Here is a 23,638-nt window from a genome sequence, read left to right as displayed (position 1 = left end):
TTTCAAGCTGCTCTGTACCCTCTTTTTAGGCAATGTACAGTCATCTTGAGACAAAACAAAACCACCATTCCCGGGAATGGTGGTTTTGTTTTAACCTTTTATTTTATTGATTGAACAATCAGACATTAACGGGCGGGTACCGTTGGTGATATATCCTGTTCATCCTGTCCTTTGACTGTGTGCGTGGAATTCCCTTTTTGGATGGCTAGGGCATTTTTTTTACTTCGTGATGTCAATAGCATCAAATAGCTCATTACACCAAAAAAGCAGGCAATGAACAATGCATGTGTCAATGCGATATATAAGTTTTGCCTTGAGAAAATGATAAAGGCTCCAGCGACAACCTGTAAAAATACGAGAATGAATGCAGCAATCCAACCGCCATATAAAACTTTTTGATTTTTGTAATGTTTTTGGGCGATATAAGCCACATATGTTACCCAAATGAAAATAGCGCCTGCCATTGCACGGTGCCCCATCTGAATCCATTCATAAATGTTGGAAGGGAGTGCAGCGCTGTCATTTACACATAAAGGCCAATCCTTACAGATAAGACTGGATTCTGTATGCCTAACAAGAGCACCCGTATATACGACTGCCAGACAAAAAATCAAAACGCCAATAATATGGAATTTCATTCGTTTGTCAACGATAAGTTTTTCGGCTTCGAACTTCTTGTCTACTTCAAAAATCAACAGTGTCAGTAAAAAGACGGAAGCAAAGGAAATGAGCGATATTCCAAAATGTAGGGCAAGGACGAAGTCGGATTGTGACCAAATGACGGCAGCGGCTCCAATCAACCCTTGCAGTAACAGAAATCCGAAAGAAAGGACGGATAAGAAACGCGCTTCACGGATATGGCCGATTTTTTTCCAAGACAAATACGATAAAATTAAAACCAAGAATCCTCCAGCACCTGAAACGAGCCGATGGGAAAGCTCAATGACCAATTCAATCGTGATTTTGTCCGGGATCAATTGGCCGTTGCACAATGGCCAGGATCTGCCGCAACCCATGCCGGAATCCGTCTTCGTGACTAAAGCTCCACCAAGTAAGATGAAAAGCATTACAATCGTTGTTAAAACAGCAAACCATTTAAGAGACGATTTCACTAGTAGTCCCACCTTTTTCTCTGTAGCAAATAGGATTGTTCTTAAAATTAATAATAGCATAAGTTTTTTCATAATATTTGTCGAACTTCCTCGATATTACACAAAATAGAATGATTTTACAAGTTCAGTTTATATTATAGCTATTAATTAAAATGCCTGAAATAGTTGAAAGTTACAAAAGACTTTGATAGAAATAAAGGGAGTGTAAACCTTCAAGTAGGAGCAAAATAGGGAATAAGCCTAGGGGATGATGATAACAGCATACTATTCATGTTCTTGATGAACATCTTATAACAGCAGTAAATTATTGAGACACAAATTGGTCAAAAATTATCCGAAAAATTTTCACAAAAGCTTCCAAAAATGTGTTTTAATATATTGAAGAAATGATTTTACTAAATTTTACTGTTATTAAGCATGATATTAAGAATGATAGCTCTCGATGGATTCCATTGACAACGGTCATTGGTAAATAATTTACTTTTTGTTTACGCTTCCTTGGTTACAAATATCAAAAAGTATGAAATAATGTTCTATAGCATATGTAAGTATTTTTTTGCATTTGCGTCTGTGCTGAATGATTTAAAGGAGGAAAACAAATGTCAGAAACAAGGGGTTTGTCAGAAGCTGTCATGGAGGACAGTAAAGCCGCCCTTCAATCGGATATACCTGAAACAACAGCTTGGAAGGATTTTCTCGCACTTATAAAAGTGGGGATTGTCAATTCAAATATAATTACAGCTTTTACCGGCGTATGGTTGGCTCTTCATTTTTCGGGGCTTAGCTTCTTAAGCAATCTAGATGTAGTGTTTTATACACTTGCAGGTTCGGCGCTCATTATGGCGGGATCTTGCAGTTTCAATAATTATTATGACCGTGATATCGATCATTTAATGGAAAGAACGAAAAACCGTCCAACGGTAACTGGGAAAGTACAGCCTTCAAAGGTATTGGCGTTAAGTTTCGGCTTAATTATTGCAGGGCTGATTTTACTTGCATTGACTAATATGACAACTGCCATACTAGGTGCATTCGGCGTCTTCGCCTATGTTGTTTTATATACCATGGTTTTCAAACGTAGATTTGTCTCGAATACGATTATAGGCAGTATATCCGGAGCGGTGCCTCCACTTATAGGGTGGGCTGCAGTCGACCCGGGCCTTGATAAGATCGCCTGGGTCCTGTTCGCGATCATGTTCTTGTGGCAGCCGCCTCATTTTTATGCACTAGCAATGAGGCGTGTCGAAGAATATCGTGCAGCCGGGGTACCCATGCTTCCGGTCGTAAAAGGGTTCAAGGCCGCTAAAAGGTCAATTATGCTATGGATCGTCTGTTTAATGTTGGTGCCTTTCTTTTTAACTCCATTAGGAACTCCGCTAGTTATTCTTGCTGCATTATTGAGCACGGGGTGGCTTATTTTGGGAATTAAGGGGTATAAAAAGAAAGACGATGTTAAATGGGCAACATCCATGTTTGTATATTCTTTAAATTATATGACCATTTTATTTGTAGCGATGGTTATTGTCACTCTCATCTAGTTTTGGTTAAAATAAGCTGGCGGCCTGTTCTTTGACAGGCTCCAGCTTACTGATATATATTGCACTGACCGCCACTCATACATATTAACGGAACCAACGAGGTCATACATAAGAGCGGTTACATGGATCATCATAATAATTCCTTAGTTTAGGGATTCTTTCTTTTTAGAAATTGACATAGAGAGAATATTCGCAATTGCGCCCATTTTTATTTTTGTGAGAAAATTTTGACGAAAGAGGGGTTTCTGAAGCTATGAAAAAAAGGCTGCACAAATGGCGCCTAATTGCTCTGCTGGGTATTGTAGGACTTGTCCTTTCGGGCTGCGGCGAACCATTTCTATCCGCGCTGAAGCCAGCTGGCGATGTTGCGCAATCTCAGTATGACTTACTGATATTGAGTACACTAATCATGGTACTGGTTATTATTGTTGTGATTATTTTGTTCGTTGTAGTTTTACTACGCTTCCGTCGGAAGGAAGGCGACGAAACAATACCGAAACAAATTGAAGGAAGTCATAAACTCGAAATTATCTGGACTGTTATTCCTATCCTTCTTTTAATTGTTCTGGCTGTTCCAACCGTCGTCACAACTTTCGACTTAGCCGACACAAAGGCAATGGATAAGAAAGATAAGGATGGAAAAACGAAGGATGCACTTGTCGTGAATGTCAGGGCGAACCTTTATTGGTGGGAGTTTGAATATCCGGACCTTGGTGTTGTAACAAGTCAGGATTTGGTTGTGCCGACTGATCAAAAAGTGTACTTCAATCTAACTGCTTCAGATGTGAAGCATTCATTCTGGGTACCGTCTGTCGGAGGAAAGATGGATACCAATACAGAAGGGGTCAATCAGTTTTTCTTAGAATTCGACAGTGAAAAGGCTGAAGATTCAAACAACTTGTTTTACGGAAAATGTGCTGAACTTTGCGGTCCTTCACATGCTTTGATGGACTTTAAGGTCGTAACGAAGTCCAAAAGCGATTTTGATGCCTGGACTAAAGATATGAAAGCCGCGAAGGAACCTGTCGTTGAAGGCGATCTAGCCAAACAGGGTGAAGATGTTTTCAATCAAAGTTGTATAGGCTGCCATGCGGTGACACCAAATGACAGCAGGCCTGAAGCTGCTCGTCAGGCTCCGAATCTCGCTACATTCGGTGAACGTCAAAAAGTGGCTGGCGTATTGGATCATACTGAAGAAAATGTGAAAAAATGGATCAAGGATCCTGAGAAGTATAAACCGGGCAACACGATGACCGGTACTTACGGCGAACTTTCGGATTCAGATATTAATGCACTGGCAGCTTATCTATTAGAGCTTAAGGTGGAAGACAAATAGAACATTGATTAAGGAGGTTAAATCGTGAGTACGTACGCTAATAAAAAAGGATTTGGCGCTACGCTTTGGGATTATCTGACGACGGTGGACCATAAGAAAATCGCCATTTTATATCTTATCTCTGGCGGATTATTCTTTGTAATCGGCGGTTTGGAAGCGATGTTTATCCGTATCCAGCTAGCAATCCCAAATAATGACTTCGTAAGTGCCGGATTTTATAATGAAATATTGACCATGCACGGTACAACTATGATATTTCTGGCAGCCATGCCGTTGGTGTTTGCTGTAATGAATGCGGTTGTACCCTTACAGATAGGGGCACGTGATGTCGCGTTCCCATTTTTGAACTCGTTAGGTTTTTGGTTGTTTTTCTTTGGAGGAGTCTTTCTGAATCTTTCATGGTTTTTAGGGGGGGCTCCTGATGCAGGCTGGACATCATATGCATCACTTTCCCTGCATTCCGAAGGCCATGGTATTGATTTTTACGTCCTGGGATTACAGATATCAGGATTGGGAACATTAATTGCGGGGATCAATTTCCTTGTAACCATTATTAATATGCGTACGCCAGGTATGACATATATGCGTATGCCGCTATTCACATGGTCAACTTTCGTTGTTTCCGCATTGATATTATTCGCTTTTCCTCCGCTTACCGTAGGATTGGTGTTAATGATGTTCGACAGGATGTTCGGCTCGAATTTCTTTGATGTAGCGGCCGGCGGGAATACGATTATTTGGGAGCATTTATTCTGGATATTCGGTCACCCGGAAGTGTATATCTTAATACTTCCAGCTTTCGGTATTTTTTCCGAAATTTTCGCTACATTCTCAAGGAAAAGATTATTCGGATATTCATCAATGGTATTTGCAACCGTTTTAATCGGTTTCTTAGGTTTCATGGTTTGGGCGCATCATATGTTTACGACTGGTTTGGGACCGATCGCGAATGCAATCTTTGCTGTTGCTACCATGGCTATCGCAGTACCGACAGGTATTAAGATATTCAACTGGATTTTTACGATGTGGGGCGGAAGCGTCAAGTTCACGGTGCCGATGCTTTATGCAGTTGCCTTTATCCCTACATTTACCATGGGCGGTGTGACAGGTATCATGCTCGCATCAGCACCAGCTGATTATCAATATCATGATAGTTATTTCGTTGTTGCCCATTTCCACTATGTAATCGTTGGTGGGGTTGTATTGGGCTTACTGGCTGGAATCAATTTTTATTGGCCGAAAATGTTTGGAACGATGTTAAGTGAAAAATTGGGACAAATCACATTTTGGACGTTCTTGATCGGTTTCCATTTAACATTCTTCATTCAACATTTCTTAGGTTTGATGGGGATGCCTCGTCGCGTATTTACATTCTTGGACGATCAAGGTCTCAATACAGGTAATATGATTAGTACAGTCGGAGCCTTCTTAATGGCATTTGGGGTCTTGGTTATGGTCATCAATATAATCATTACATCTGTGAAGAATGAGAAAGTCGGCAATGATCCATGGGGAGACGGCCGTACGCTTGAATGGGCCATACCATCACCGCCGCCGTTTTATAATTTCAAACAACTTCCGCTTGTCCGCGGATTAGATCCTTACTGGGTTGAAAAAATGGAAGGGAAAAAGGAAATGACTCCTGCAGAACCACTGGGGGATATCCATATGCCGAATTCATCTATACTTCCTTTAACGATTGCCTTGGGTTTATTTGTTGCCGCATTCGGTGCTTTATATAATATGGATGATAAGACATGGACCCTGCCTATAATGATTGTTGGACTTTTGATCACATTCGGTTCAATGTTTATCCGTTCCGTTAAAGACGATCATGGATACCACATTCATAAAGAAGACCTTATGGACAATAAAGATAAGGGAGGTAAGGCATAATGCAAGCAGATGAAAGATTCACGGATGCTACTTGGCCTGCTTCTCCCGAGAAAGCGACTTTAGAAGGTAAAAATAAGTATTTGGGATTCTGGTTGTTTCTTGGTGGAGAGACGGTACTATTCGCCTCACTTTTTGCAACTTACCTTGCATTGAAGGATAAAGTTCCAAATGGTGATGCAGCCCTAGCTAAAGACTTATTCGAATTACCGCTGACTTTTGTAGCAACCATGCTTTTATTGACCAGTTCATTAACCAGTGTATATGCGATGTACCATATGAAAAATAACCATTTTAAACAAATGCAAGCATGGCTTGTGATTACAGTTGCACTTGGTTTTGCTTTTCTAGGTCTCGAGATTTATGAATTTAATCACTATGTTCATGAATTCCATCATACATTTACAAGCAGTGCCTTCGGCTCCGCGTTTTATACGTTAGTTGGTTTTCATGGAGGACACGTTGCTTTCGGTCTGGTTTGGATCATATCTCTTATGGTTCGTAATGCAAGAAGGGGCTTGAATTTATATAACGCCCCTAAATTCTATGTTGCGAGTCTTTATTGGCATTTCATTGACGTAGTCTGGGTGTTTATCTTTACTGTCGTATACTTAATGGGAATGGTGGGATAACTGATGGCGAATGAACAATCAAATTCAGCGAACCCGAATGTCGATTTAAAATATCGCCGTAAGAAAAATGCTGAAGAAATGAAACACCAAGTGATATCATTTACACTTATGATTTTCTTTACATTACTTGCTTTTGCTGCTGTAGGAATCGAGGGTTTTTCCCATTGGTTCATTAAACCAGTCATTTTGCTGCTGGCAGTTGTACAAGTGATTTTCCAATTGTATTACTTCATGCATATGAAGCATAAAGGGCATGGGACCATTGCATTGTTCTTATTTTCCGGCCTAGCAGTCGGCTTGATAACTGTCCTTGTGTTCACAACGATCGTTTGGTTATAAACCATAAAGGAAATCGGCTATTGAATGATAGCCGGTTTTCTTTATGTGTTGATTAGCTAGAAAAAGAATCCAAGTTTATCTATATTTGTTACCATGTTTCATTTTAGGTATAATGAAAGTAAGAAAAAGTTTATGAACGAGGTGATTTTTTTGTCTATTGATATTTTCGGATTTCGCGCTTTGTGGAGTCCTTATTATTTTGCCGTCCTCGTACTTATAACCATTGGTTATTTTTGGCTGGTGACAAAAAAAAGGGAGAAGTTTTCGGGCAGTTCATCGCTTTCCGTTAAACAGGCAACTTATTTTTTGATAGCCATGTTCCTTCTATATGCAGTAAAAGGGTCACCACTGGATTTATTGAGCCATATCATGTTCAGTGCTCACATGTTTCAAATGGCACTGCTCTATCTTGTGATTCCGCCTTTATTTATCATAGCGATTCCAGATTGGCTTATGAGAACTTTCATAAACTCAAGGGGAGTGAAGCCGTTATTTCAATTTTTCACGAGACCTCTTGTCGCCCTTTTACTATTTAATGTTCTTTTCTCGTTGTACCATATCCCGTTAGTGTTCGACTTTATCAAAACGGGGATGTGGTTTCATGCCGGATACACGGTCCTTTTATTTACGACTGCTGTTTTGATGTGGTTCCCGCTTGTCAATCAGCTTCCGGAACGTGAAAGTCTGTCAGGTGTGAAAAAAGTAGCTTATATTTTCGGCAGCGGCATTCTAATGACCCCTGCTTGCGCTTTGATCATTTTTGCTAATGATCCGATGTATGATACATTCACCAATGCGGAATCTTGGGCCAGTGCCATGGAGCTTTGCGTTCCTGCTTCAGCACTGTCTGGCTTAACGCTCAGTGGCCCGGAAATGTTCAATGGACTGCCATTGCTTGAGGATCAACAGCTTGGTGGGGTTCTGATGAAGGTGATCCAAGAAATCGTTTTAGGTTATGTATTAGGTGTCATTTTCTTTGCTTGGTTCAAAAAGGAGAATGGCGGCAAAAATGATATCGACCCGATACCTTCGGATTTTCAGACTGTAGAATAATTGTACGGTAAAAGACTTGTCTTGGGGCGGACAAGTCTTTTATCTGCCTTTGCCTAATTCTCGATGTAAAGAAAATAGCCAATGATTCGACTTGGCTATTCTATAAAAGTGAGCATTCTGTTAATAATCCTTGATTTTATTGAATTTTAGGATTGCCTCTTATAAAATGGTAGTTGATTAATAAATATAGAGAGGACTACAATACATATGTCTTTACCAATCCTTCCAACGATAAGTACAGCTTTCATTGTATTAAGTGCCATCACTGTTGCAATAGGCTGGTATCAAATTAAACAACGCAAAATCGAGACCCATAAAAAAACCATGATGGCAGCTGCGGTTTTTGCGGTGATCTTTTTCACTATATATCTTTCCCGGACGGTATTCATTGGCAGTACGTCATTTGGCGGACCCGATGACATTAAAATTTATTATACGATTTTTTTGATCTTCCATATAACGCTTGCGACAACTGGAGCAGTTTTAGGGATCATCATGCTTACCACTGGTTTTAAAGGTAAATTCGCCATTCATAAGAAAATTGGCCCTGCTACCAGCATCATATGGTTTTTCACTGGGATTACAGGAGTCGCTGTTTACATCCTGCTTTATGTCATTTATCATGGCGGCGAAACTACATCTTTAATAAAGGCGATCCTAGGATTTTAAAATAACGAAAAAGCCTGGTGCAAAAAAAGCATCAGGCTTTTGTAATGGATAAGAAAAAAGAGAGCATCACACATGATCCTCTCTCTTTGTACCTCATTTTTAACTTACGGCATTTACAGGCCGTTGAATTGTGTAAGTTCTTCTTTGATTTGAGAGAGAATTTTTTCACTTTGTTTAACTAGTGATGCAGGGAAATCCTCTCCTTCGCCATATTCAACTCCGTGTGGATAATAGTGTTTTCCTAATAGAGGGACCATAAGTTTAATGACGGCCCTGTGAGAGCCTACATCGCCCTCTGTAGCATAGCCAAGTATTCTCAGGTAAAACGTGCCTTCTTTTAATTCGAACTTACGATCGTAACTGACTCTTTCGTAATCCCATTGTTCTGCACGTATTAAACCATATTGCGGCATTAGGTCATCTAATCGGTTTAAGTCGGCTGTGATGTTTTCGATTCCAAAGCTTTCAAATTTCACGAGTAGTACCTCCTATGTTTACTATTGGGAATTAAAATGACATACCGGGAAAATATTATGTACATGAATATATTAAAAATCTCCAAGTATGTTTATAATATACCATTTTATCCTATATTTTATAATAGTACGAAATGGTGGAAGTTGCAATGAACTCAACCATGGTATTTCAATCATTCACAAAAGTTCCATTTTTAAAATAAATTTAATGTAGGGGCTGTCTATCGTAAATTAGAAAATTATGATTGAACAGTGATATAATCAGGAAAGAAAGGTTTTTTGCATTGGATACATAAATTAGATAGAGAGAGGGAGTGTTCCTCTGCGCAATTTAGGTAAGGTGTTGGTGTTAATCGTTATTTTTTTCGTAATCGGTATTTATCTTAATATCGGCGATGAAGATGAAGGGAACCCTCTTATTGATGGTAACAAAGGTGTTAACCCCAATGGACATATAAATGAAAAAAGCACTTCCTCTGAAAAGGAAGGGGTTACTGCAGTGACAGAAGGTCTTGCAGTAACAATCGGGAAAAATGCAAAAGAGATAGAAAAGGAATACGGTAAGCCAGATCGAATTGATATGTCCGCCTATGGATATGACTGGTGGGTTTATAAAAAGAATTATAATAATTATTTCCAATTAGCCGTTGAAAATGAAAAAGTGGTATCTGCTTATGGAATCGGTGATGAGGTCAATGTCGCTCCTTTTAAAATTGGACAATCGATTGATGCCATCTATTCCAGTTTATATGTGGAGCCTACTGTTGATATTGAAGTTGGCGACAGTTCATACCGTTTTGAATTGTCGGAGGAAGATATGAACATGAGACCGTTGATTGATTTAGGGAATATTAATGTTCAGCTTTATTTGGATAAATTCACCGGAACTGTTTCAAGCATCCGATTTTTGAATGATTCCGCCCTATTGAAACAACAGCCGTATGAGTTGACCTATCATGGTGAACTTGTGACAGTTAAGGATCTTTCTGAGGAAGACATGGCGAAAGTGGAAGATGGCAATGAGCAGCAAATATTCGATATTACGAATATAATGCGCAGCCGGTTTGATTTGGAGCCTTTAGAATGGGATGCTCCAACAGCAAGGGTTGCCTACCTTCATAGCCGGGAAATGACGGACGCACCTGAAGGAACCCATGTTTCTGAAACAAATGGGGATTTGGAAAAGCGTCTCGATGCAGGTCATGTAAAATACAGGTCAGCAGGTGAAAATATAGCGGCGAATTATGTGGACGCAGCTGCAGTCATGGAAGGCTGGCTAAATAGCAAAGGTCATCGGGATACGATGCTGAATGAGGAATTTACAGGTCTGGGCGTCGGGGTATATAAAAAGTATTATACTCAGAATTTCATAAAGAAATAAAAAAACGGATCCGATTTGGGTCCGTTTTCTTGTTCTGGATATAGCGCAAAGTGCCCCACCCATCATCACGGGTGGACCTTCCCTCGATGATGATCGTTTGCCTCTGTATTAACTTGCATGGCACGTACAGCCAATTGAGGGTTTTACGGAACGAACTTGGATTTCCGCTGCAACGGCAGCGTACCCGTTTGGAACTGAGCTTGCAAGGTCGAATCTATCAAGGTAGCCATCATGCCTTGATGAGATGTTCAATCAAGAGGGGGGGCAGACATGGTCATCGTAAGTGTGTCCCCTGTTTGCTTACATCCTTATTAAATTGCAGCAGGATTGAAAAATAAGAGCGGTTCCCTTACTCTCTTTTGGCTTAACCCTGAAACAATTCCCGATAAATCGGATCATTCTGTTTCATTTGAAGATCCAGTGATTCATCCAGTTTATGGAATCTGTTGGTTAAATCACATTCATGCGACATGACAATACCTCCTTATTTCTTTGGAAAATCCAATTGGATTTATAATGGAATGTGATGCACTTTTTATTTACCTTTAGCATATGGTGCAATAGGCGATGTCTAAGTGTGAGGTGAGAGTAATGGCAAAAAGAAAACGGCCCTCCGTGGATCGATTTCGGGAGTTTGTAAAGGAGCATCCTCATTTAGTGAATGAAGTGAGAAGCAAACAAGCAACATGGCAGGAACTTTTTGAAGAGTGGTATTTACTCGGAGATGATCATCCACGCTGGCAGGCTGACGGCAGTGTGGGAGAATCCAAAGTGAATACAGAATCCCCTTCACCGCCGGTTGAAAAGGGAGACCAAAGCACTGAGTTGATCGGTTCGTTAATGAGTGCAGTTAAAAATATGGATATGGGGCAGATTCAACAATATATTACGAATGCCAATCAGGCCATCGGTGCAATCCAAGGAGTGCTATCTGCTTTCCAAGGGAATAAATCAGGTGATACAAGTCCTCCCCCAAAAGAAAAAGAGCAGAGAGCCAACCCTTTTTTATTCACCAAAGATTAAGGAGGGTTTTTCATGCGTCAGAATATATATGAATTCATCCAAACAAACGAAGATATGCGAAATTACTTGAGGGTTCAGCCTGGATGGTACAGAAGGTTAATGCGTAATCCCCATGAAGTGGATGTGTTTGAAACCGAGGCGAAATATTATTTTGAAAAGTCGATTCCCCATCGGGTCTCTAAATTTTCGGAAAGCGTTCAGGTCGCTTCCATGATGCTTCATATGTTTCAAGCGATGAATGTTTCAGGTGAATGAAGAAAAAAAGAGTAAATTATCCCTTTTGGCGAACACTAAAGGCAAAAGGGGGCGATGGAATGAGAAAGTTCATATTGGCTCTAACAGTGTTGATGGCAGCGTCGGGTTGTGGGAAAAAAATACCGGAACCTGAAAATTCAGGATTAGCCATGCAGAGTGTTTCTGCACTTAAAGCTGCCACCACTGTATCGAGCATCCGAAATTCAGATGAGGATTTTCGGGTAAAAACTTTTGTAAAAGGCAACTCTGTCTATGTAGAGTGCTACTTGAAAAACTATGGTTTTTCCGAATCAAATCCAGAACAGTTGGCAACTGTGTCCGTATTTATTGATAATCAAAAGAAAGTCGATATGAAAACGGCAGCATTTATCTTAAAGGAAGTCCCAAATGGCAAGCATAAAATTAAGCTGGAGATTTTGAATGGTTCAGGTGAAAAAACTGGTCTGCAAAAAGAGATTGAGGTACATATCACTTCCTCGATTTAATCAAACCATTAGCATCTATAAGGGAGAAATGGTAAAATGGTTGTGGAGGTGAGCTTGTTAATGCTTGCTACTATGGAAATCATCGACATTTTACAACAGGCTGATGGATTAGCTGAAATGATCCTTCATTCTGAAATAGGGGAAGAATACCTCCTTAGTTTATATAAATTACAAAGCGACAAAGAGGCCCAGCGGAAAATTTCCAAGTTTACTTCGCTAAAGGATCTATTTGAAGATGTTCAAAGGTTCGGTAAATATCATCCGGATTATAAACGCATCAATTTAGAAACCAGGCAAGCTAAACGAGACATGGATATGCATCCTGCCGTTGCTGAGTTTAAGCGGGCTGAGACCGAATTGCAATCCGTCCTAGATGAAATAAGCGGAAGGATTGGCCGAGCGGTTTCTGAACAGGTCAAAACTCCAGCGGGGAATCCATTTTTTGTTTCATCCGGTGGATGTTCATCGGGAAGCTGCGGAACCGGCGGAAGCTGTGGATGCTCAGCTTAAGGTAATGGCCAGATTGTAAACATTAGGCCGGTATATTAAATGCAGCCATCGAAATTCGGCATTACTACGGAGTTCGGTGGCTGTGTCATGTAAGGAACCTTCGTCGAGATATTGTTCAATGAACCGATGCATGTAAAAAGAATTTCTTGTTATTATCTTTTATATTCCCGGATACGTGACAAAGCGATTAACTTCGATATAAAATACAATCCGGACATAGGTTGCCGCAGCAAAACATCTTTTGCTGCGGCACATAAAAACGATGCCGGAATACATATAAATGTTCTTCCTGACGTACGAAAATGGTTTCACAATGAAGCTGCTTGCCACGCATTGAAAGGCTAGCGGCTTTTTTTATTAAAAAAGAAAGCTTACTATTGTCATTTTGAGCCGGATGATAATGGATATATAGAAAAGGTATACCTGTGAACTTTTTTATCGAAGCTTGGATAATTTCATCATTATCTAATAGATGATCAATAAATTGATGCCAAATTTGGTTTAAATCCATCGTTTGTTAGGCTCCTTTCACAGTGTATATATTCATAATAGTAAGAGAATTTCGTATATAATCTTTTTTCTTGGTTGAAAGTAAAGATTCTGCTATGCTACACTTAGTTAAAACCTTTATAAAAGGGAGTTATTGATATGCTAGGAGCGAGACAGGGAATCATCGTCTATTTACATACATTAAAACAAGCCAAAATGCTTAGGAAATTTGGAAATATCCATTATGTTTCAAAAAAGTTGAAATATGTGGTGCTTTATACGAATATGGATGAAGTGGAACCGCTAGTGGAAAAGCTGAATAATTATTCGTTCGTTAAAAAAGTGGACCTTTCTTACAAGCCTTTTTTGAAGGTGGAGTTCGAAAACTCCAAACCGGATAAAGCGAAAGAATATGATTATAAAATGGGAATTTGAAAAAAGCTGACTCATGCGGAGTCAGCTTTTTTCAATTCAGGGGATCAATCAACCTAATGGGGGCAGATACCTATTCATTCGCAAAATGCCGATTAAGTGTTGGTAGTACAACTCGATTTCTGCGAAGAGCACCGAAGGTTTCACGTCGATTTCAATAATCGGTCTATCCAGTTCCTCCGCCAAGTTCTCAAAAAGCTCAAAGCGTTTGTTTTTGGTGGCATGAGGGTTCGGTATACCTTCACGGCAAATGTAAAGCGGCTGGAATTTGCCGGGATCTGTGGGCTGCATGACGATCACCAATGACGTTACCTTTTTATCATTTATAGTAGTATGCATGGCCAAAAGCCTTGCAACTCGATGTTTCTGATTGCGTCCTACTTCCAGCAACTCATATATATCGGAATATCCTTGTCCAATTTCAATAAAACGTTGAATCAATTAAACCTCTCCTAACTAACTTATTAATCATTACTTTATCATTATCCCTGATAAAAGAGAAGGACAACTTCATTGACGAAGCATGACAAAGACACTTGGATATCAGAGGTTTTACAATAAAAAAAGCCCTGCAAAAATATGCAGGGTCCTTCTATGTCTAACTAAGGACCAGAAGGCAAAGGGAGAGGAGAAACCGGAGGAAGAACTTATGGGGAAACGTAAGCCTTCTCCGCGGTTGGCAACAACACCTAAAAAGGAATGTTGTTATTCACATTATTGCCAAAAACCACTTTATTATTCAAAATGTAAAAGATTTATAAAAAGAATCCATGGTCCGAATTGATACGTTGATTTTCATCTTGGAAATGAAGCCAATTGGGTTTAAATATTGGCTAGCTTTTTCTAATATGTTAGGATAGGAAAGTAACAGAAATTTGTCATAAAATGTGGTGAGGATGATGAGGGTCGTTTCCGGAACTTGCAAAGGAAGACCACTTAAGGCTGTACCGGGTACAGGAACCCGGCCGACTACTGATAAAGTCAAGGAATCCATTTTCAATATGATTGGTCCTTATTTCGAAGGAGGGCTGGTCCTCGACTTATTTGCCGGGAGCGGTGGACTGGGAATTGAAGCGTTAAGCAGAGGCATGGATAAAGCCATATTCGTCGACCGGGATTTTAAAGCAAATCAAACGGTTAAGGCCAATTTGGAACTATGCAAGTTTTCAGACCGTGCAGAAGTTTATAAAAATGATTCAGAGCGTGCACTGAAGGCTTTGGTGAAAAGGGAAATGATTTTTGAATTGATTTTTCTTGATCCACCTTATAAGAAACAAAAGCTAGTCGAGATTCTTGAGGAAATACATAAATACCGATTGCTGAACGATATGGGATACATTGTTTGTGAGCATGGCCATGATGTTACATTGCCAGAAAAAGTTGGTGACTTTACCGTTAAGAGAAAAGAAGTTTATGGCGTCATTGCCGTTACGATTTATCAATGGGGAAACGTACACGAACAGGGGGAACTATGAATGTCCAAAATAGCGATTTGTCCGGGGAGTTTTGATCCAATAACATTTGGTCATCTTGATATCATTCAAAGGGGAGCGAATGTTTTTGATGAGGTATATGTGGTCATCGTGAACAATTCAGCGAAAAATTCACTTTTTACAGTGGAGGAGAGACTGGAATTGATTACGGAGGCGACGGCCCATATGCCGAATGTTAAAGTGGATTTCTATCAGGGATTGACGGTCGACTATGCTGAAAGCGTTTCCGCGAATGCCATTATCAGGGGATTGAGGGCGACTTCCGACTTTGAATATGAAATGCAGGGAACTTCGATGAACCGATTCCTAAACAATAAAATAGAGTCATTCTTTATCATGACGAAAAATCAATATTCTTTCTTGAGTTCAAGTATCGTGAAAGAGGTAGCGAAGTATGGCGGGGATATTTCCGAACTAGTGCCAAGCGTCGTCCAGAATGCCCTGGCCAAAAAGTACAAGGAACTGAAAGGATAGAAAAAAGAGCATTGCCGACGCGCAATGCTCTTTTTTTCGGTTTAAGAAAGGCTTTTGAATAGCCTTTTGGTAAATATGATGATGTATAGGACCAAAAACAAGAGTGTTAGAATGGGGCCGAAATCAAGCATGTTCTGATAAAGGGAATTCACGTGTTCACCGGATCCGCTGACTGGGAATGCGTTTAACGGGCTGCCGCTGTACATATTGCCTTTATACAATGGTTCCCAAAGCAAGATGGTAATAATGGATGCCAAAAGGCCATGTGCTATCCTAGCCAGAAAAAAGGGAGTGAAACGAATGTCTGTTGCGGCAATGATGCTGGCAACTTGCGCTTGAATGCTGAAACCGTTGAAAGCTAAGATGAAACTTGTCATCACAGTTTGCTGAAAGAGTGTCGCATCTTCGACCGTACTGGTTAATTTTGAACCAAGAGTCATTTCAAACATGCCTGATATGAAGGGGAGGCTTAAGGAATCCGGGAAATGAACAATATGTAAAATTCCTCCGACCCACGATGCGAGCAATCCGGTAATGTTCATATGAAATAAAAGCTTGTTCACCACCGAAAAAAGAATGATGAATCCCCCGATCATTAATAGGGTTTGGATGGACGAGAGTACCGCATCTCCAAGTAGACTGCCAAATGGTCTTGTTTCTTTTATTCTGGTTCGATGCATTTGGCTAAAAGCTTGTCTTATGGAGGGGAGCTTGGTCATTACTTTGGTATGGGATTTTTCTTCTTTCCAACGGTAAAAACGCATGATGATGCCTACACAAATATTTCCTAGGTAGTGGGAAAGTGCAAGGATGATCCCTAAATGAGGATTGTGGAAAAACCCGACGGCAACGGCAACGAACAGGAACAATGGATTAGATGAATTAGTAAAACAAACGAGTCTTTCAGCTTCAATGCGGGTCAATTGTTCTTCCTGACGCAGCCTCACAGTGAATTTCGCTCCAGCTGGAAATCCTGATGCAAGTCCCATCGCCCAAACGAAACCGCCCACTCCTGGTACACGGAATAAGGGGCGCATGAATGGTTCGAGCATGACGCCAATGAACCTGACAACTCCAAAACTGATTAATAACTCCGAGAAAATCAAGAAAGGTAGAAGCGAAGGGAACACAATTGTCCACCAAATATTGAGTCCGCCTTTGGAAGCTTCAAAGGATTCTTGGGGGAAGATGATCAAGCCAACTGCCATCATCGTGACGGAGGTAGCTAACAGTACTGTTTTAGATTTTGATTTTAGCAAAATTCAGCCTCCTCTTGAAGGTTACTAAATAAGGGCAGTTCGTTTCGTATATAATAAAATATGAACTTCCTTTTCTCGAAAAGTAAGCGCATGATGAAATGTGGATTGTTCCTGCATGTATAAATGAGGATGATCCCTCACGATGGAGTTTCAATGAAACCCAGTACTTTATTGGCTGGCATAGTTTATATCTGCCCTGCTTGTTTCACTGTCAATATAAATAATATGCTTCTATAAATCCGTTTAAGACCATAACTTTGAATGAGTGTTATTTCAATATTTTGAACTAGTTATAGCGGGAGGGATATCTTTGTCGAAACCAAAGGTCGGGCTTGCACTTGGGTCAGGAGGAGCTAGGGGGTTTGCACATATTGGCGTGATAAAGGTATTACAGCAAGAAGGCATTCCGATAGATATGATTGCTGGAAGCAGCATGGGAGCTATGGTTGCAGCCTTTTATGGAGCGGGTTCGGATATCGAGAGGCTGTATAAGTTGTCCCGTGCATTTAAGCGAAAGTATTATTTAGACTTCACCATACCTAAAATGGGCTTCATTTCGGGTAAACGGACAAAGGATTTAATCAGGGTATTTACATATGGCAAGAAATTTGAAGAACTTGATATTCCTGTGGCGGTGGTCGCCACTGATATAAAAACGGGGGAAAAAGTCATTTTTCAGGAAGGTCCCATTGCACCGGCTGTAAGGGCAAGCATTTCCATTCCCGGCATTTTCATTCCCGAAAAAATCGGAAACAGACTGCTTGTTGATGGCGGCGTTGTTGACAGGGTTCCTGTTTCAGTCGTGAAGGATATGGGAGCAGACATCATAATTGGTGTGGATGTTGCCCACGTGAAACAGGATATGGAGATAAACTCCATTTATGATGTCATCATGCAAAGCCTCGATATCCTGCAAATGGAACTGGTTAAAAGCAGGGAGTTTGCTTCAGACGTCATGATACGCCCCAGGGTCGAGAAATACAGCTCTAAATCATTTACAAACGTTCAGGAAATAATTAGTATTGGAGAAGAAGCTGCAAGAGGAAAGATAGATCAAATTAAGCAGAGCATTGTTACTTGGAAGGAGTCCTTTGAAGATGAGCCGTAAAATGTATGTACGCACTTTCCTGGTGGTGGCTATACTTCTCATAGCATCAGCCCTTTATTCCCTACCTTTTTATGTATCAAAACCAGGAATGGCTAAAGAATTGGAGCCAATCATTGAGGTATCGGGAGGAGATGAAGCAAAAGGAAGCTTTATGTTAACCACTGTAAGGATGGGACGGGCGAATATATATTCCTACATGCTGGCGAAATGGAGCAAATATCAGGAGCTTTATCCGGAAACCTCCATTCGAAGCGAAGATGAAACAGATGAAGAATATAATATTAGACAGCTGCACTTAATGGATGGTTCTAAAAATAATGCCATTCAGATCGCATATGAAAAAGCAGGGAAAGAAGTCGATTACGAGTACCTGGGTGTATATGTTTTAGACGTGCTAAAAGGAATGCCGGCAGCTAAAGAGCTGAAAGCGGGCGATCAAATCATTCAAGTCGATGACGTTAAATTCAAGTCTGCACAGGAATTCATGGACTACATTAACGGAAAAAAGGCTGGAGATGAAGTGAAAATAGTGTATAAGCGGGAAGAGACGGAGAAAAAGGCCGTTCTTTCATTGCAGCCTTTTAAAAATGACCCAAATAGGGTCGGAATAGGCATTTCGCTGGATGACAATCGAAAAGTGACCACAAAACCGGCGATTGCCATAGATTCAGAACAAATAGGCGGTCCTTCGGCTGGTTTAATGTTTTCATTGGAGATTTATAATCAATTAACAAAAGGCGATCTTACAAGTGGCTATGACATAGCGGGTACAGGAACGATGTCTGATGATGGGACAGTCGGTCCAATTGGCGGAATTCAACAGAAGATAGTTGCAGCCGATAAATCTGGAGCGGAAATATTCTTTGCCCCAAATGAGAACGGAGCAGCAGGTTCGAATTATGAAGATGCACTCATTGCGGCAAAGGATATCGACACGGACATGAAAATCGTACCGGTTGACAACTTTGATGATGCAATAGCCTATTTAAAGAAGCTGAAAGGAAAAGAAAAATGAAAAAAAAGCGCAGGCAGTCATCTACTGTTTGCGCTTTTTTGATGAGGATTTTACTCTTAAAGGCGGACGGGCCAAGCTTAAACCATTCTTCATTTGAAAATGATGGGGGATTCATATTCCCGTTTCATCAAGGCAGCCTGATACGGTTCGGACAAGCCAAGTGCATATACCTGTGCCGCTCGCAAGTCCGTGTCGATGTCCTGCCTTTGATAGGACGAAAGCTTAGAGATGAGCGGAAGGGGTAAGCCTTTTTTTACAGTGCGAAGATAATCTTGTCCCCGGCCATTCATGCCAAGAAGTCTGATATAGCCTGGTTGATCAATGTGAATCATCTGTTCCTTTAATGTATGGGTCAATATGTGGACGCACATCCGCTGTAGTCGTGTCCATGTGTAGCGTTTTGTCTTCAAATCCGCCATGAATCCAGAAAAGCTCGAAGATTGTTTGGCCAGCTCCTTTATTCGGTGTTCTATGCCTTCCTCGATTTCGTAAATCCCTGCCAATTCGATTAAAGAGGAAGAAAGGATTCGGTATTTCAACAGGGGCCAATACATTTCCCAGTCATGCAAGGCATGGTAGCGCGTTAAATATTGCTCAAGACCATTCATTGTCGGCTGAGGAATATAACTGGAAACAGAATTTAATTCCCTGTGTTCATGGATGGCTTTACGTATCCCAGTTGCGCTGGCAATAGGGTCTGTGGACAGCTTTGTTTCATGGTAGCCGGCAGCGACCCTTTGAATCGTATAAGGGCGAATGGAGTAGCCATTTGATAGGGCAGCACTTACATATTCCTTTCCAAGAATATTATTTGGCTTCGTCAAATCCAATGCCGCATCATCATTGATGATCGATCGATAAGCCTGGGCAGCACTGGCCGGATAACTATTACCGGCATCCATAGCCGATTTAATGGCAGCATCGAATGCAGCGGAATTATCCGAAAGAATTCTGTGGGCGGTGATGAATGGTTCAATTCGGCCATCCTCGCTTCCGAAGCAAAAGGAGTCACAGCCAAGGGATTCCAAAAGGGAAATGGATCCTTTTGCAAATATCTCCGCCTTCTGTGTCGCGAAAGCATAGGGGAGCTCAATGACGAGATCTATGCCGCCATTCAAGGCCATTTCGGCTCGGGTCCACTTGCTGACGATAGCGGGCTCGCCACGCTGTAAAAAGGGCCCGCTCATGACAGCGACCACAACATCTGCCCCTGTTTTTTCTCTACTTTCTCTTGCATGTAAAACATGTCCATTATGAAAAGGGTTATATTCGACTACTAAACCGCAAGCTTTCATTCGTTCACCTCAGAGAAAAACTTTGTATTTTATCAACTTAGTGCTAAAATAGTATTTCAAGTAAAATTACTATAAGTAATCGTCCGGATTTTTTTGTTTGTAATGATTCTTAAACCTAGACAATCAGTTAGGATGACTACATTATAGTGTAAAGAAAAAATATTGACAAACTTATAATTGAAAGCTATAATTATTTTTGTTGCCTTGAGGTGATTTCAATTGAAATGGACGATTAGTCAACTTCAAAAAATTCGGGACAAAGATTTACGGTTTGATGAACTGGTGGATGTCTTGGACATTAGAGAAAGAGACCCGCAAATTCGCGATGTTTCTCCGATCAGAGTAGCAGGAAGAGCTGATATCAGCTCGACCGAGATTACTTTTCACTTGCATCTTTCAGGTGAATTAACATTACCTTGCTCCCGTACACTGGTAGACGTTAAATATCCGATTGATATTGATACAAAGGAAACCTTTCTTTTAAAGGCAGATGGCGCCGATTTCTACGGAGACGATGTCACTGTTGTGGAAGGTGACGTTGTAGACTTAATACCGGTAATTAAAGAAAATTTATTGCTAGAAATTCCGATGCAGGTTTTTTGTGAGGATGTCGATTCGAATGAAGCTGCTCCTCAATCCGGGAAAGACTGGGCTGTTATTTCTGAAGAGGAAAATGAGCATAAGGTTGATCCGAGATTTGCAAAGCTTGCCGACTTTTTTGACAACAATAAAGAATCTTGATTGGAACGAAAAATCGTTAATCCGATTTTTCCAGCTTTTTTATATTTTTTAAGGAGGTGGGAATAATGGCTGTACCTTTTAGAAGAACGTCGAAAACTGTAAAAAGAAAACGTCGTACACACTTCAAGCTTCAAGTACCTGGTATGGTAGAATGCCCGAGCTGTGGTGGAATGACTCTTTCACATCACGTTTGTAAAGAATGTGGAACATATAAAGGAAAAGAAGTTGTCGCAAAATAATTTCTTGACCTACTTGAGAGCTTTGCTTTCTTGATGCAACACGCTAATCAAAGCGCAGGGATTTTTCTCTGTGCTTTTTTTACAAATATATTTGGCAGAATATTTTGAATCATCTATGTTGCCGATGGTTTCGGAGAAGGTGTTTACGTGGATCGGGAAATTATTGTTGAAAAGGATGAACGCGGTTTCATGAAGCTCCTGTTTAATAGACCGGAGAAAAGGAATGCCGTGAATTATCAATTGATGGACGAACTCGAGTCGATATTGTCAGAAGCTGCATGTGATGATGAAGTTAAGATGCTGGTCCTGACAGGGGCGGGCTCTGAGGCATTCTGTTCAGGCGGGGATCTAAAGGAATTTCAGGATTTGCGTACAGAAGTAGAAGCCTTTGCTATGTTATCGAAAATGGGTGAAATTCTGTATAAACTAGCAGTTTTCCCAAAACCAACAATAGCGCTCATCAATGGAAGTGCTTTCGGCGGTGGATGCGAAATTGCGACAGCTTGTGATTTCAGATTGGCAAAGAGGGGAGTTAAGCTGGGGTTTGTACAAGGTACTCTGGGAATAACGACAGGCTGGGGAGGAGCTTCACTTTTACTGGAAAAAATATCAGGGCAAAAAGCGCTAAAGCTATTATTGGATGCAAAAATACATAATGCTGAGGAAGCAAAGGAATTGGGTTTCGTAGATGAGATAGTCGGTGAAGGTGCGGATGGATGGGAAAGGTTCGCAGAAGATTTTCTTCGCCATGAGGCAGGGGTTTTGATGGCCTATAAGCGATTGCTGGTCCATAAATGGCAGGGTAGCGGGCTTAAAGGGAGAATGGATGCGGAAATCAGGGAATGCTCTAAACTGTGGGCGAGTGATGAGCATCATGCTGCAGTCGATCGTTTTTTAAATAAGAAAAAATAAATATTACACGCTCTATATATCTTCTATCTTTCCTAGCAGGTGCATATTATGAATTAAAACTTGCTAAGGAGGTAGAGAGATGACGATTGCGAGACAAGATGCATGGACTCATGATGAGGATCTGTTGTTGGCTGAAGTGGTGCTAAGGCATATACGAGAAGGCAGTACACAATTAAAGGCGTTTGAAGAAGTGGGGAAACAGCTATCGAGGACATCTGCTGCTTGTGGGTTCCGTTGGAATTCATTTGTAAGGAAGCAATATAAATCAGGGATAGAGCTGGCGAAAAAACAAAGGAAAGAACAGGTGGTCAATAACCCTGAAATGGAAAGGGATTCGGTTGCGGCAGTGGAAAATGTCACGATTGAAGAAAAGCCCCCCCGGCATGAAAATAAAGAATCTATTACCCTTCAGGAAGTTATATTATATTTAACCAAAATGGATGAATTCTTTCAGCTTGATAATAAGGAAAAAGAACGGATTTCTGAGCGGTCCCTATTTCTTGAACAGGAAAATGTCCGATTGCTGGAAGAGAATGCTTTGCTTAAAGAAAACCTGAAAGCTGTTGAGGAAGATTATCGTGCGTTAATGCAGATCATGGAGCGCGCAAGAAAGCTTAGTGTACAAGAGGACGAAAAGACGAATCCGAAGGTGAGTTTCCAAATGGATAAGAATGGTAATTTGGAAAGGGTCAATAAATGAAAAATGCGGGTGGGAAAATCCGCCCGCATTTTCTTGGTATCCTTATTCTTGCGTATCTATTTCTTTTTTATCTTGTATGTCAAATGGGCTCCAAATCAACGGGTTTTCTCCAAGGTCCCTGTCCAAATCATAGGAAACAGCAGAAAAACCCATCTTTTTCCAAAAGTCTTGTGAGTGAACTCTCGGGTTGGTTTTGATAGGCATGTTCAGGCTTTTGGCGAATTCGACCAAAGCTCTTCCATATCCTTTTTTCTGATAGTTAGGCAGGACTTCAAGTTTCCAAAGAACAAGGAAGTCCCTAGAATTGTCAAAATACCGGTCAAATTTAGCGCTTCTTTTATACAGGCTCATGCGGGCTACAAGTTTGTCGCCATAAAAGATTCCGTAAAAAGGTGATTGGCTGTCATTTTCAATGATGTTAGCCTCTAAATCATCGAGCATGGACAGTTCCTGTATCCCGTATTCTTTGAATTTTTTGAATTCCTCAAGCGTTTTAAAATTTACAAGTAATCGTTCAACCTTGTATTCCATAAAAAAGCTCCCCCTTAATTCTGATAAACCTCTTCCGATAGTACCCTTTGAAAGTCATCCCACTGATGCTTACCATGTGGAATTCCAGCTTAGATTATATCTAGTATGACATCATCGATTTATCCTAGCTGATTAAATGCTTATAGCCTTTTATCCCCCGCCCTTTTCCCTTCAATATTTCGTGGGTAGAGATTGGAGTTATCTTTTGTTCCTATAAAGTCTTTAAAATGGCTAAGCTTTTCGTATCT

At 40.6% G+C, this 23,638-nt stretch carries 28 protein-coding genes; 21 read left to right on the top strand and 7 right to left on the bottom strand.

Annotated elements, in window-relative coordinates; translation table 11 throughout:
- Window positions 1-125: 125 nt before the first annotated feature.
- A complete protein-coding gene (locus MPH60_RS14855) occupies window positions 126-1,112 on the bottom strand; it encodes a COX15/CtaA family protein (protein ID WP_241590411.1) in 987 nt (328 codons plus the stop codon).
- Between the two features lie 599 nt (window positions 1,113-1,711).
- Between MPH60_RS14855 and cyoE the strand changes: the two genes are divergently transcribed.
- The 7 genes from cyoE to MPH60_RS14820 all read left to right on the top strand — a co-directional run bounded on the left by cyoE (window position 1,712) and on the right by MPH60_RS14820 (window position 8,572).
- Window positions 1,712-2,650: a heme o synthase gene (cyoE, locus tag MPH60_RS14850; protein WP_241590410.1), complete on the top strand. Its 939-nt coding sequence runs from the start codon at window positions 1,712-1,714 to the stop codon at window positions 2,648-2,650.
- A 253-nt stretch (window positions 2,651-2,903) separates the two neighbouring features.
- Complete coding sequence (gene coxB / locus MPH60_RS14845) at window positions 2,904-3,986, top strand: cytochrome c oxidase subunit II (protein WP_241590409.1); 1,083 nt, start codon at window positions 2,904-2,906, stop codon at window positions 3,984-3,986.
- 24 nt (window positions 3,987-4,010) lie between these two features.
- Window positions 4,011-5,882: a cytochrome c oxidase subunit I gene (gene ctaD / locus MPH60_RS14840; protein ID WP_241590408.1), complete on the top strand. Its 1,872-nt coding sequence runs from the start codon at window positions 4,011-4,013 to the stop codon at window positions 5,880-5,882.
- Window positions 5,882-6,511 carry a cytochrome (ubi)quinol oxidase subunit III gene (locus MPH60_RS14835; protein ID WP_101224556.1) on the top strand — a complete coding sequence of 210 codons (630 nt, stop codon included), beginning with the start codon at window positions 5,882-5,884 and terminating at the stop codon, window positions 6,509-6,511. The genes ctaD and MPH60_RS14835 overlap by 1 nt, the downstream gene beginning before the upstream one ends.
- A 3-nt stretch (window positions 6,512-6,514) precedes the next feature.
- A complete protein-coding gene (gene ctaF / locus MPH60_RS14830; protein WP_048684534.1) occupies window positions 6,515-6,850 on the top strand; it encodes a cytochrome c oxidase subunit IVB in 336 nt (111 codons plus the stop codon).
- Between the two features lie 141 nt (window positions 6,851-6,991).
- The gene (ctaG, locus tag MPH60_RS14825) at window positions 6,992-7,903 is read left to right on the top strand and encodes a cytochrome c oxidase assembly factor CtaG (RefSeq protein WP_336275396.1); all 912 of its coding nucleotides are present in this window, start codon (window positions 6,992-6,994) and stop codon (window positions 7,901-7,903) included.
- A 207-nt stretch (window positions 7,904-8,110) separates the two neighbouring features.
- The gene (locus MPH60_RS14820) at window positions 8,111-8,572 is read left to right on the top strand and encodes a DUF420 domain-containing protein (protein ID WP_057278459.1); all 462 of its coding nucleotides are present in this window, start codon (window positions 8,111-8,113) and stop codon (window positions 8,570-8,572) included.
- 113 nt (window positions 8,573-8,685) lie between these two features.
- On the opposite strand, the gene MPH60_RS14815 is transcribed toward MPH60_RS14820, so the two are convergent.
- A complete protein-coding gene (locus tag MPH60_RS14815) occupies window positions 8,686-9,048 on the bottom strand; it encodes a YugN family protein (protein ID WP_101224559.1) in 363 nt (120 codons plus the stop codon).
- Window positions 9,049-9,394: 346 nt separating this feature from the next.
- Here MPH60_RS14815 and MPH60_RS14810 point away from each other — a divergent pair, with 346 nt between their 5' ends.
- From MPH60_RS14810 to MPH60_RS14790, 5 genes are all read left to right on the top strand, one after another.
- Complete coding sequence (locus MPH60_RS14810; protein ID WP_241615845.1) at window positions 9,395-10,429, top strand: CAP-associated domain-containing protein; 1,035 nt, start codon at window positions 9,395-9,397, stop codon at window positions 10,427-10,429.
- Window positions 10,430-11,020: 591 nt separating this feature from the next.
- The gene (locus tag MPH60_RS14805) at window positions 11,021-11,452 is read left to right on the top strand and encodes a YlbD family protein (RefSeq protein ID WP_241594380.1); all 432 of its coding nucleotides are present in this window, start codon (window positions 11,021-11,023) and stop codon (window positions 11,450-11,452) included.
- Window positions 11,453-11,464: 12 nt separating this feature from the next.
- Entirely contained in the window at window positions 11,465-11,707 is a 243-nt protein-coding gene (locus tag MPH60_RS14800; protein WP_101224562.1) for a YlbE-like family protein, read from the top strand.
- Between the two features lie 59 nt (window positions 11,708-11,766).
- Window positions 11,767-12,192, top strand: coding sequence for a hypothetical protein (locus MPH60_RS14795; RefSeq protein WP_241594379.1), 426 nt, complete (start codon window positions 11,767-11,769; stop codon window positions 12,190-12,192).
- 60 nt (window positions 12,193-12,252) lie between these two features.
- Window positions 12,253-12,702, top strand: coding sequence for a YlbF family regulator (locus MPH60_RS14790; RefSeq protein WP_241594383.1), 450 nt, complete (start codon window positions 12,253-12,255; stop codon window positions 12,700-12,702).
- 187 nt (window positions 12,703-12,889) lie between these two features.
- Here the strand turns inward: MPH60_RS14790 and MPH60_RS14785 are convergent, their stop codons facing one another.
- The gene (locus tag MPH60_RS14785) at window positions 12,890-13,213 is read right to left on the bottom strand and encodes a hypothetical protein (RefSeq protein WP_241594378.1); all 324 of its coding nucleotides are present in this window, start codon (window positions 13,211-13,213) and stop codon (window positions 12,890-12,892) included.
- Window positions 13,214-13,350: 137 nt separating this feature from the next.
- Here MPH60_RS14785 and MPH60_RS14780 point away from each other — a divergent pair, with 137 nt between their 5' ends.
- Entirely contained in the window at window positions 13,351-13,626 is a 276-nt protein-coding gene (locus MPH60_RS14780) for a YlbG family protein (protein WP_048684554.1), read from the top strand.
- Between the two features lie 48 nt (window positions 13,627-13,674).
- On the opposite strand, the gene MPH60_RS14775 is transcribed toward MPH60_RS14780, so the two are convergent.
- Complete coding sequence (locus MPH60_RS14775; RefSeq protein WP_241594377.1) at window positions 13,675-14,064, bottom strand: DUF7147 family protein; 390 nt, start codon at window positions 14,062-14,064, stop codon at window positions 13,675-13,677.
- 458 nt (window positions 14,065-14,522) lie between these two features.
- On the opposite strand from MPH60_RS14775, the gene rsmD reads away from it, so the two are divergent.
- Window positions 14,523-15,098, top strand: a complete 576-nt coding sequence (gene rsmD, locus MPH60_RS14770; RefSeq protein ID WP_241594382.1) for a 16S rRNA (guanine(966)-N(2))-methyltransferase RsmD — start codon at window positions 14,523-14,525, stop codon at window positions 15,096-15,098.
- The gene (coaD, locus tag MPH60_RS14765; protein ID WP_241594376.1) at window positions 15,099-15,590 is read left to right on the top strand and encodes a pantetheine-phosphate adenylyltransferase; all 492 of its coding nucleotides are present in this window, start codon (window positions 15,099-15,101) and stop codon (window positions 15,588-15,590) included. It abuts the gene before it with no gap.
- A gap of 41 nt (window positions 15,591-15,631) precedes the next feature.
- On the opposite strand, the gene ylbJ is transcribed toward coaD, so the two are convergent.
- Entirely contained in the window at window positions 15,632-16,849 is a 1,218-nt protein-coding gene (ylbJ, locus tag MPH60_RS14760) for a sporulation integral membrane protein YlbJ (RefSeq protein ID WP_241594375.1), read from the bottom strand.
- 310 nt (window positions 16,850-17,159) lie between these two features.
- Between ylbJ and MPH60_RS14755 the strand changes: the two genes are divergently transcribed.
- Complete coding sequence (locus tag MPH60_RS14755) at window positions 17,160-17,957, top strand: patatin-like phospholipase family protein (protein WP_137018809.1); 798 nt, start codon at window positions 17,160-17,162, stop codon at window positions 17,955-17,957.
- On the top strand, window positions 17,947-18,972 hold the full coding sequence (locus tag MPH60_RS14750; RefSeq protein ID WP_241594374.1) for a SepM family pheromone-processing serine protease: 1,026 nt from the start codon (window positions 17,947-17,949) through the stop codon (window positions 18,970-18,972). Before MPH60_RS14755 ends, MPH60_RS14750 begins: the two co-directional genes overlap by 11 nt.
- 89 nt (window positions 18,973-19,061) lie before the next feature.
- Here MPH60_RS14750 and MPH60_RS14745 read toward each other — a convergent pair whose 3' ends face one another.
- Entirely contained in the window at window positions 19,062-20,267 is a 1,206-nt protein-coding gene (locus tag MPH60_RS14745; RefSeq protein ID WP_241594373.1) for a nucleotidyltransferase, read from the bottom strand.
- Between the two features lie 219 nt (window positions 20,268-20,486).
- Here MPH60_RS14745 and MPH60_RS14740 point away from each other — a divergent pair, with 219 nt between their 5' ends.
- The 4 genes from MPH60_RS14740 to MPH60_RS14725 all read left to right on the top strand — a co-directional run bounded on the left by MPH60_RS14740 (window position 20,487) and on the right by MPH60_RS14725 (window position 22,859).
- The gene (locus MPH60_RS14740; protein ID WP_098371093.1) at window positions 20,487-21,008 is read left to right on the top strand and encodes a YceD family protein; all 522 of its coding nucleotides are present in this window, start codon (window positions 20,487-20,489) and stop codon (window positions 21,006-21,008) included.
- A 65-nt stretch (window positions 21,009-21,073) separates the two neighbouring features.
- On the top strand, window positions 21,074-21,247 hold the full coding sequence (rpmF, locus tag MPH60_RS14735; RefSeq protein ID WP_034313929.1) for a 50S ribosomal protein L32: 174 nt from the start codon (window positions 21,074-21,076) through the stop codon (window positions 21,245-21,247).
- Between the two features lie 147 nt (window positions 21,248-21,394).
- On the top strand, window positions 21,395-22,159 hold the full coding sequence (locus MPH60_RS14730) for an enoyl-CoA hydratase/isomerase family protein (RefSeq protein ID WP_241594372.1): 765 nt from the start codon (window positions 21,395-21,397) through the stop codon (window positions 22,157-22,159).
- 79 nt (window positions 22,160-22,238) lie between these two features.
- Window positions 22,239-22,859, top strand: a complete 621-nt coding sequence (locus tag MPH60_RS14725) for an RsfA family transcriptional regulator (protein WP_241594371.1) — start codon at window positions 22,239-22,241, stop codon at window positions 22,857-22,859.
- Between the two features lie 42 nt (window positions 22,860-22,901).
- Here the strand turns inward: MPH60_RS14725 and MPH60_RS14720 are convergent, their stop codons facing one another.
- Window positions 22,902-23,390: an N-acetyltransferase gene (locus MPH60_RS14720; RefSeq protein WP_101224571.1), complete on the bottom strand. Its 489-nt coding sequence runs from the start codon at window positions 23,388-23,390 to the stop codon at window positions 22,902-22,904.
- Window positions 23,391-23,638 lie beyond the last annotated feature (248 nt).

Source organism: Peribacillus sp. Aquil_B1 (genome assembly GCF_022603275.1).
GTDB lineage: Bacteria > Bacillota > Bacilli > Bacillales > DSM-1321 > Peribacillus.
Note: the sequence above shows the minus strand (reverse complement) of the source record. Positions and strands in the feature narration are given on the sequence as shown.

Bases quoted from the DNA above. Each gene is read 5' to 3' on its own strand.
- cyoE (WP_241590410.1), top strand. From the start codon at position 1,712: ATGTCAGAAACAAGGGGTTTGTCAGAAGCTGTCATGGAGGACAGTAAA.
- coxB (WP_241590409.1), top strand. From the start codon at position 2,904: ATGAAAAAAAGGCTGCACAAATGGCGCCTAATTGCTCTGCTGGGTATT.
- MPH60_RS14835 (WP_101224556.1), top strand. From the start codon at position 5,882: ATGCAAGCAGATGAAAGATTCACGGATGCTACTTGGCCTGCTTCTCCC.
- ctaF (WP_048684534.1), top strand. From the start codon at position 6,515: ATGGCGAATGAACAATCAAATTCAGCGAACCCGAATGTCGATTTAAAA.
- MPH60_RS14820 (WP_057278459.1), top strand. From the start codon at position 8,111: ATGTCTTTACCAATCCTTCCAACGATAAGTACAGCTTTCATTGTATTA.
- MPH60_RS14805 (WP_241594380.1), top strand. From the start codon at position 11,021: ATGGCAAAAAGAAAACGGCCCTCCGTGGATCGATTTCGGGAGTTTGTA.
- MPH60_RS14800 (WP_101224562.1), top strand. From the start codon at position 11,465: ATGCGTCAGAATATATATGAATTCATCCAAACAAACGAAGATATGCGA.
- MPH60_RS14795 (WP_241594379.1), top strand. From the start codon at position 11,767: ATGAGAAAGTTCATATTGGCTCTAACAGTGTTGATGGCAGCGTCGGGT.
- MPH60_RS14790 (WP_241594383.1), top strand. From the start codon at position 12,253: ATGCTTGCTACTATGGAAATCATCGACATTTTACAACAGGCTGATGGA.
- MPH60_RS14785 (WP_241594378.1), bottom strand. From the start codon at position 13,213: ATGGATTTAAACCAAATTTGGCATCAATTTATTGATCATCTATTAGAT.
- MPH60_RS14780 (WP_048684554.1), top strand. From the start codon at position 13,351: ATGCTAGGAGCGAGACAGGGAATCATCGTCTATTTACATACATTAAAA.
- rsmD (WP_241594382.1), top strand. From the start codon at position 14,523: ATGAGGGTCGTTTCCGGAACTTGCAAAGGAAGACCACTTAAGGCTGTA.
- coaD (WP_241594376.1), top strand. From the start codon at position 15,099: ATGTCCAAAATAGCGATTTGTCCGGGGAGTTTTGATCCAATAACATTT.
- MPH60_RS14750 (WP_241594374.1), top strand. From the start codon at position 17,947: ATGAGCCGTAAAATGTATGTACGCACTTTCCTGGTGGTGGCTATACTT.
- MPH60_RS14745 (WP_241594373.1), bottom strand. From the start codon at position 20,267: ATGAAAGCTTGCGGTTTAGTAGTCGAATATAACCCTTTTCATAATGGA.
- rpmF (WP_034313929.1), top strand. From the start codon at position 21,074: ATGGCTGTACCTTTTAGAAGAACGTCGAAAACTGTAAAAAGAAAACGT.
- MPH60_RS14725 (WP_241594371.1), top strand. From the start codon at position 22,239: ATGACGATTGCGAGACAAGATGCATGGACTCATGATGAGGATCTGTTG.
- MPH60_RS14720 (WP_101224571.1), bottom strand. From the start codon at position 23,390: ATGGAATACAAGGTTGAACGATTACTTGTAAATTTTAAAACGCTTGAG.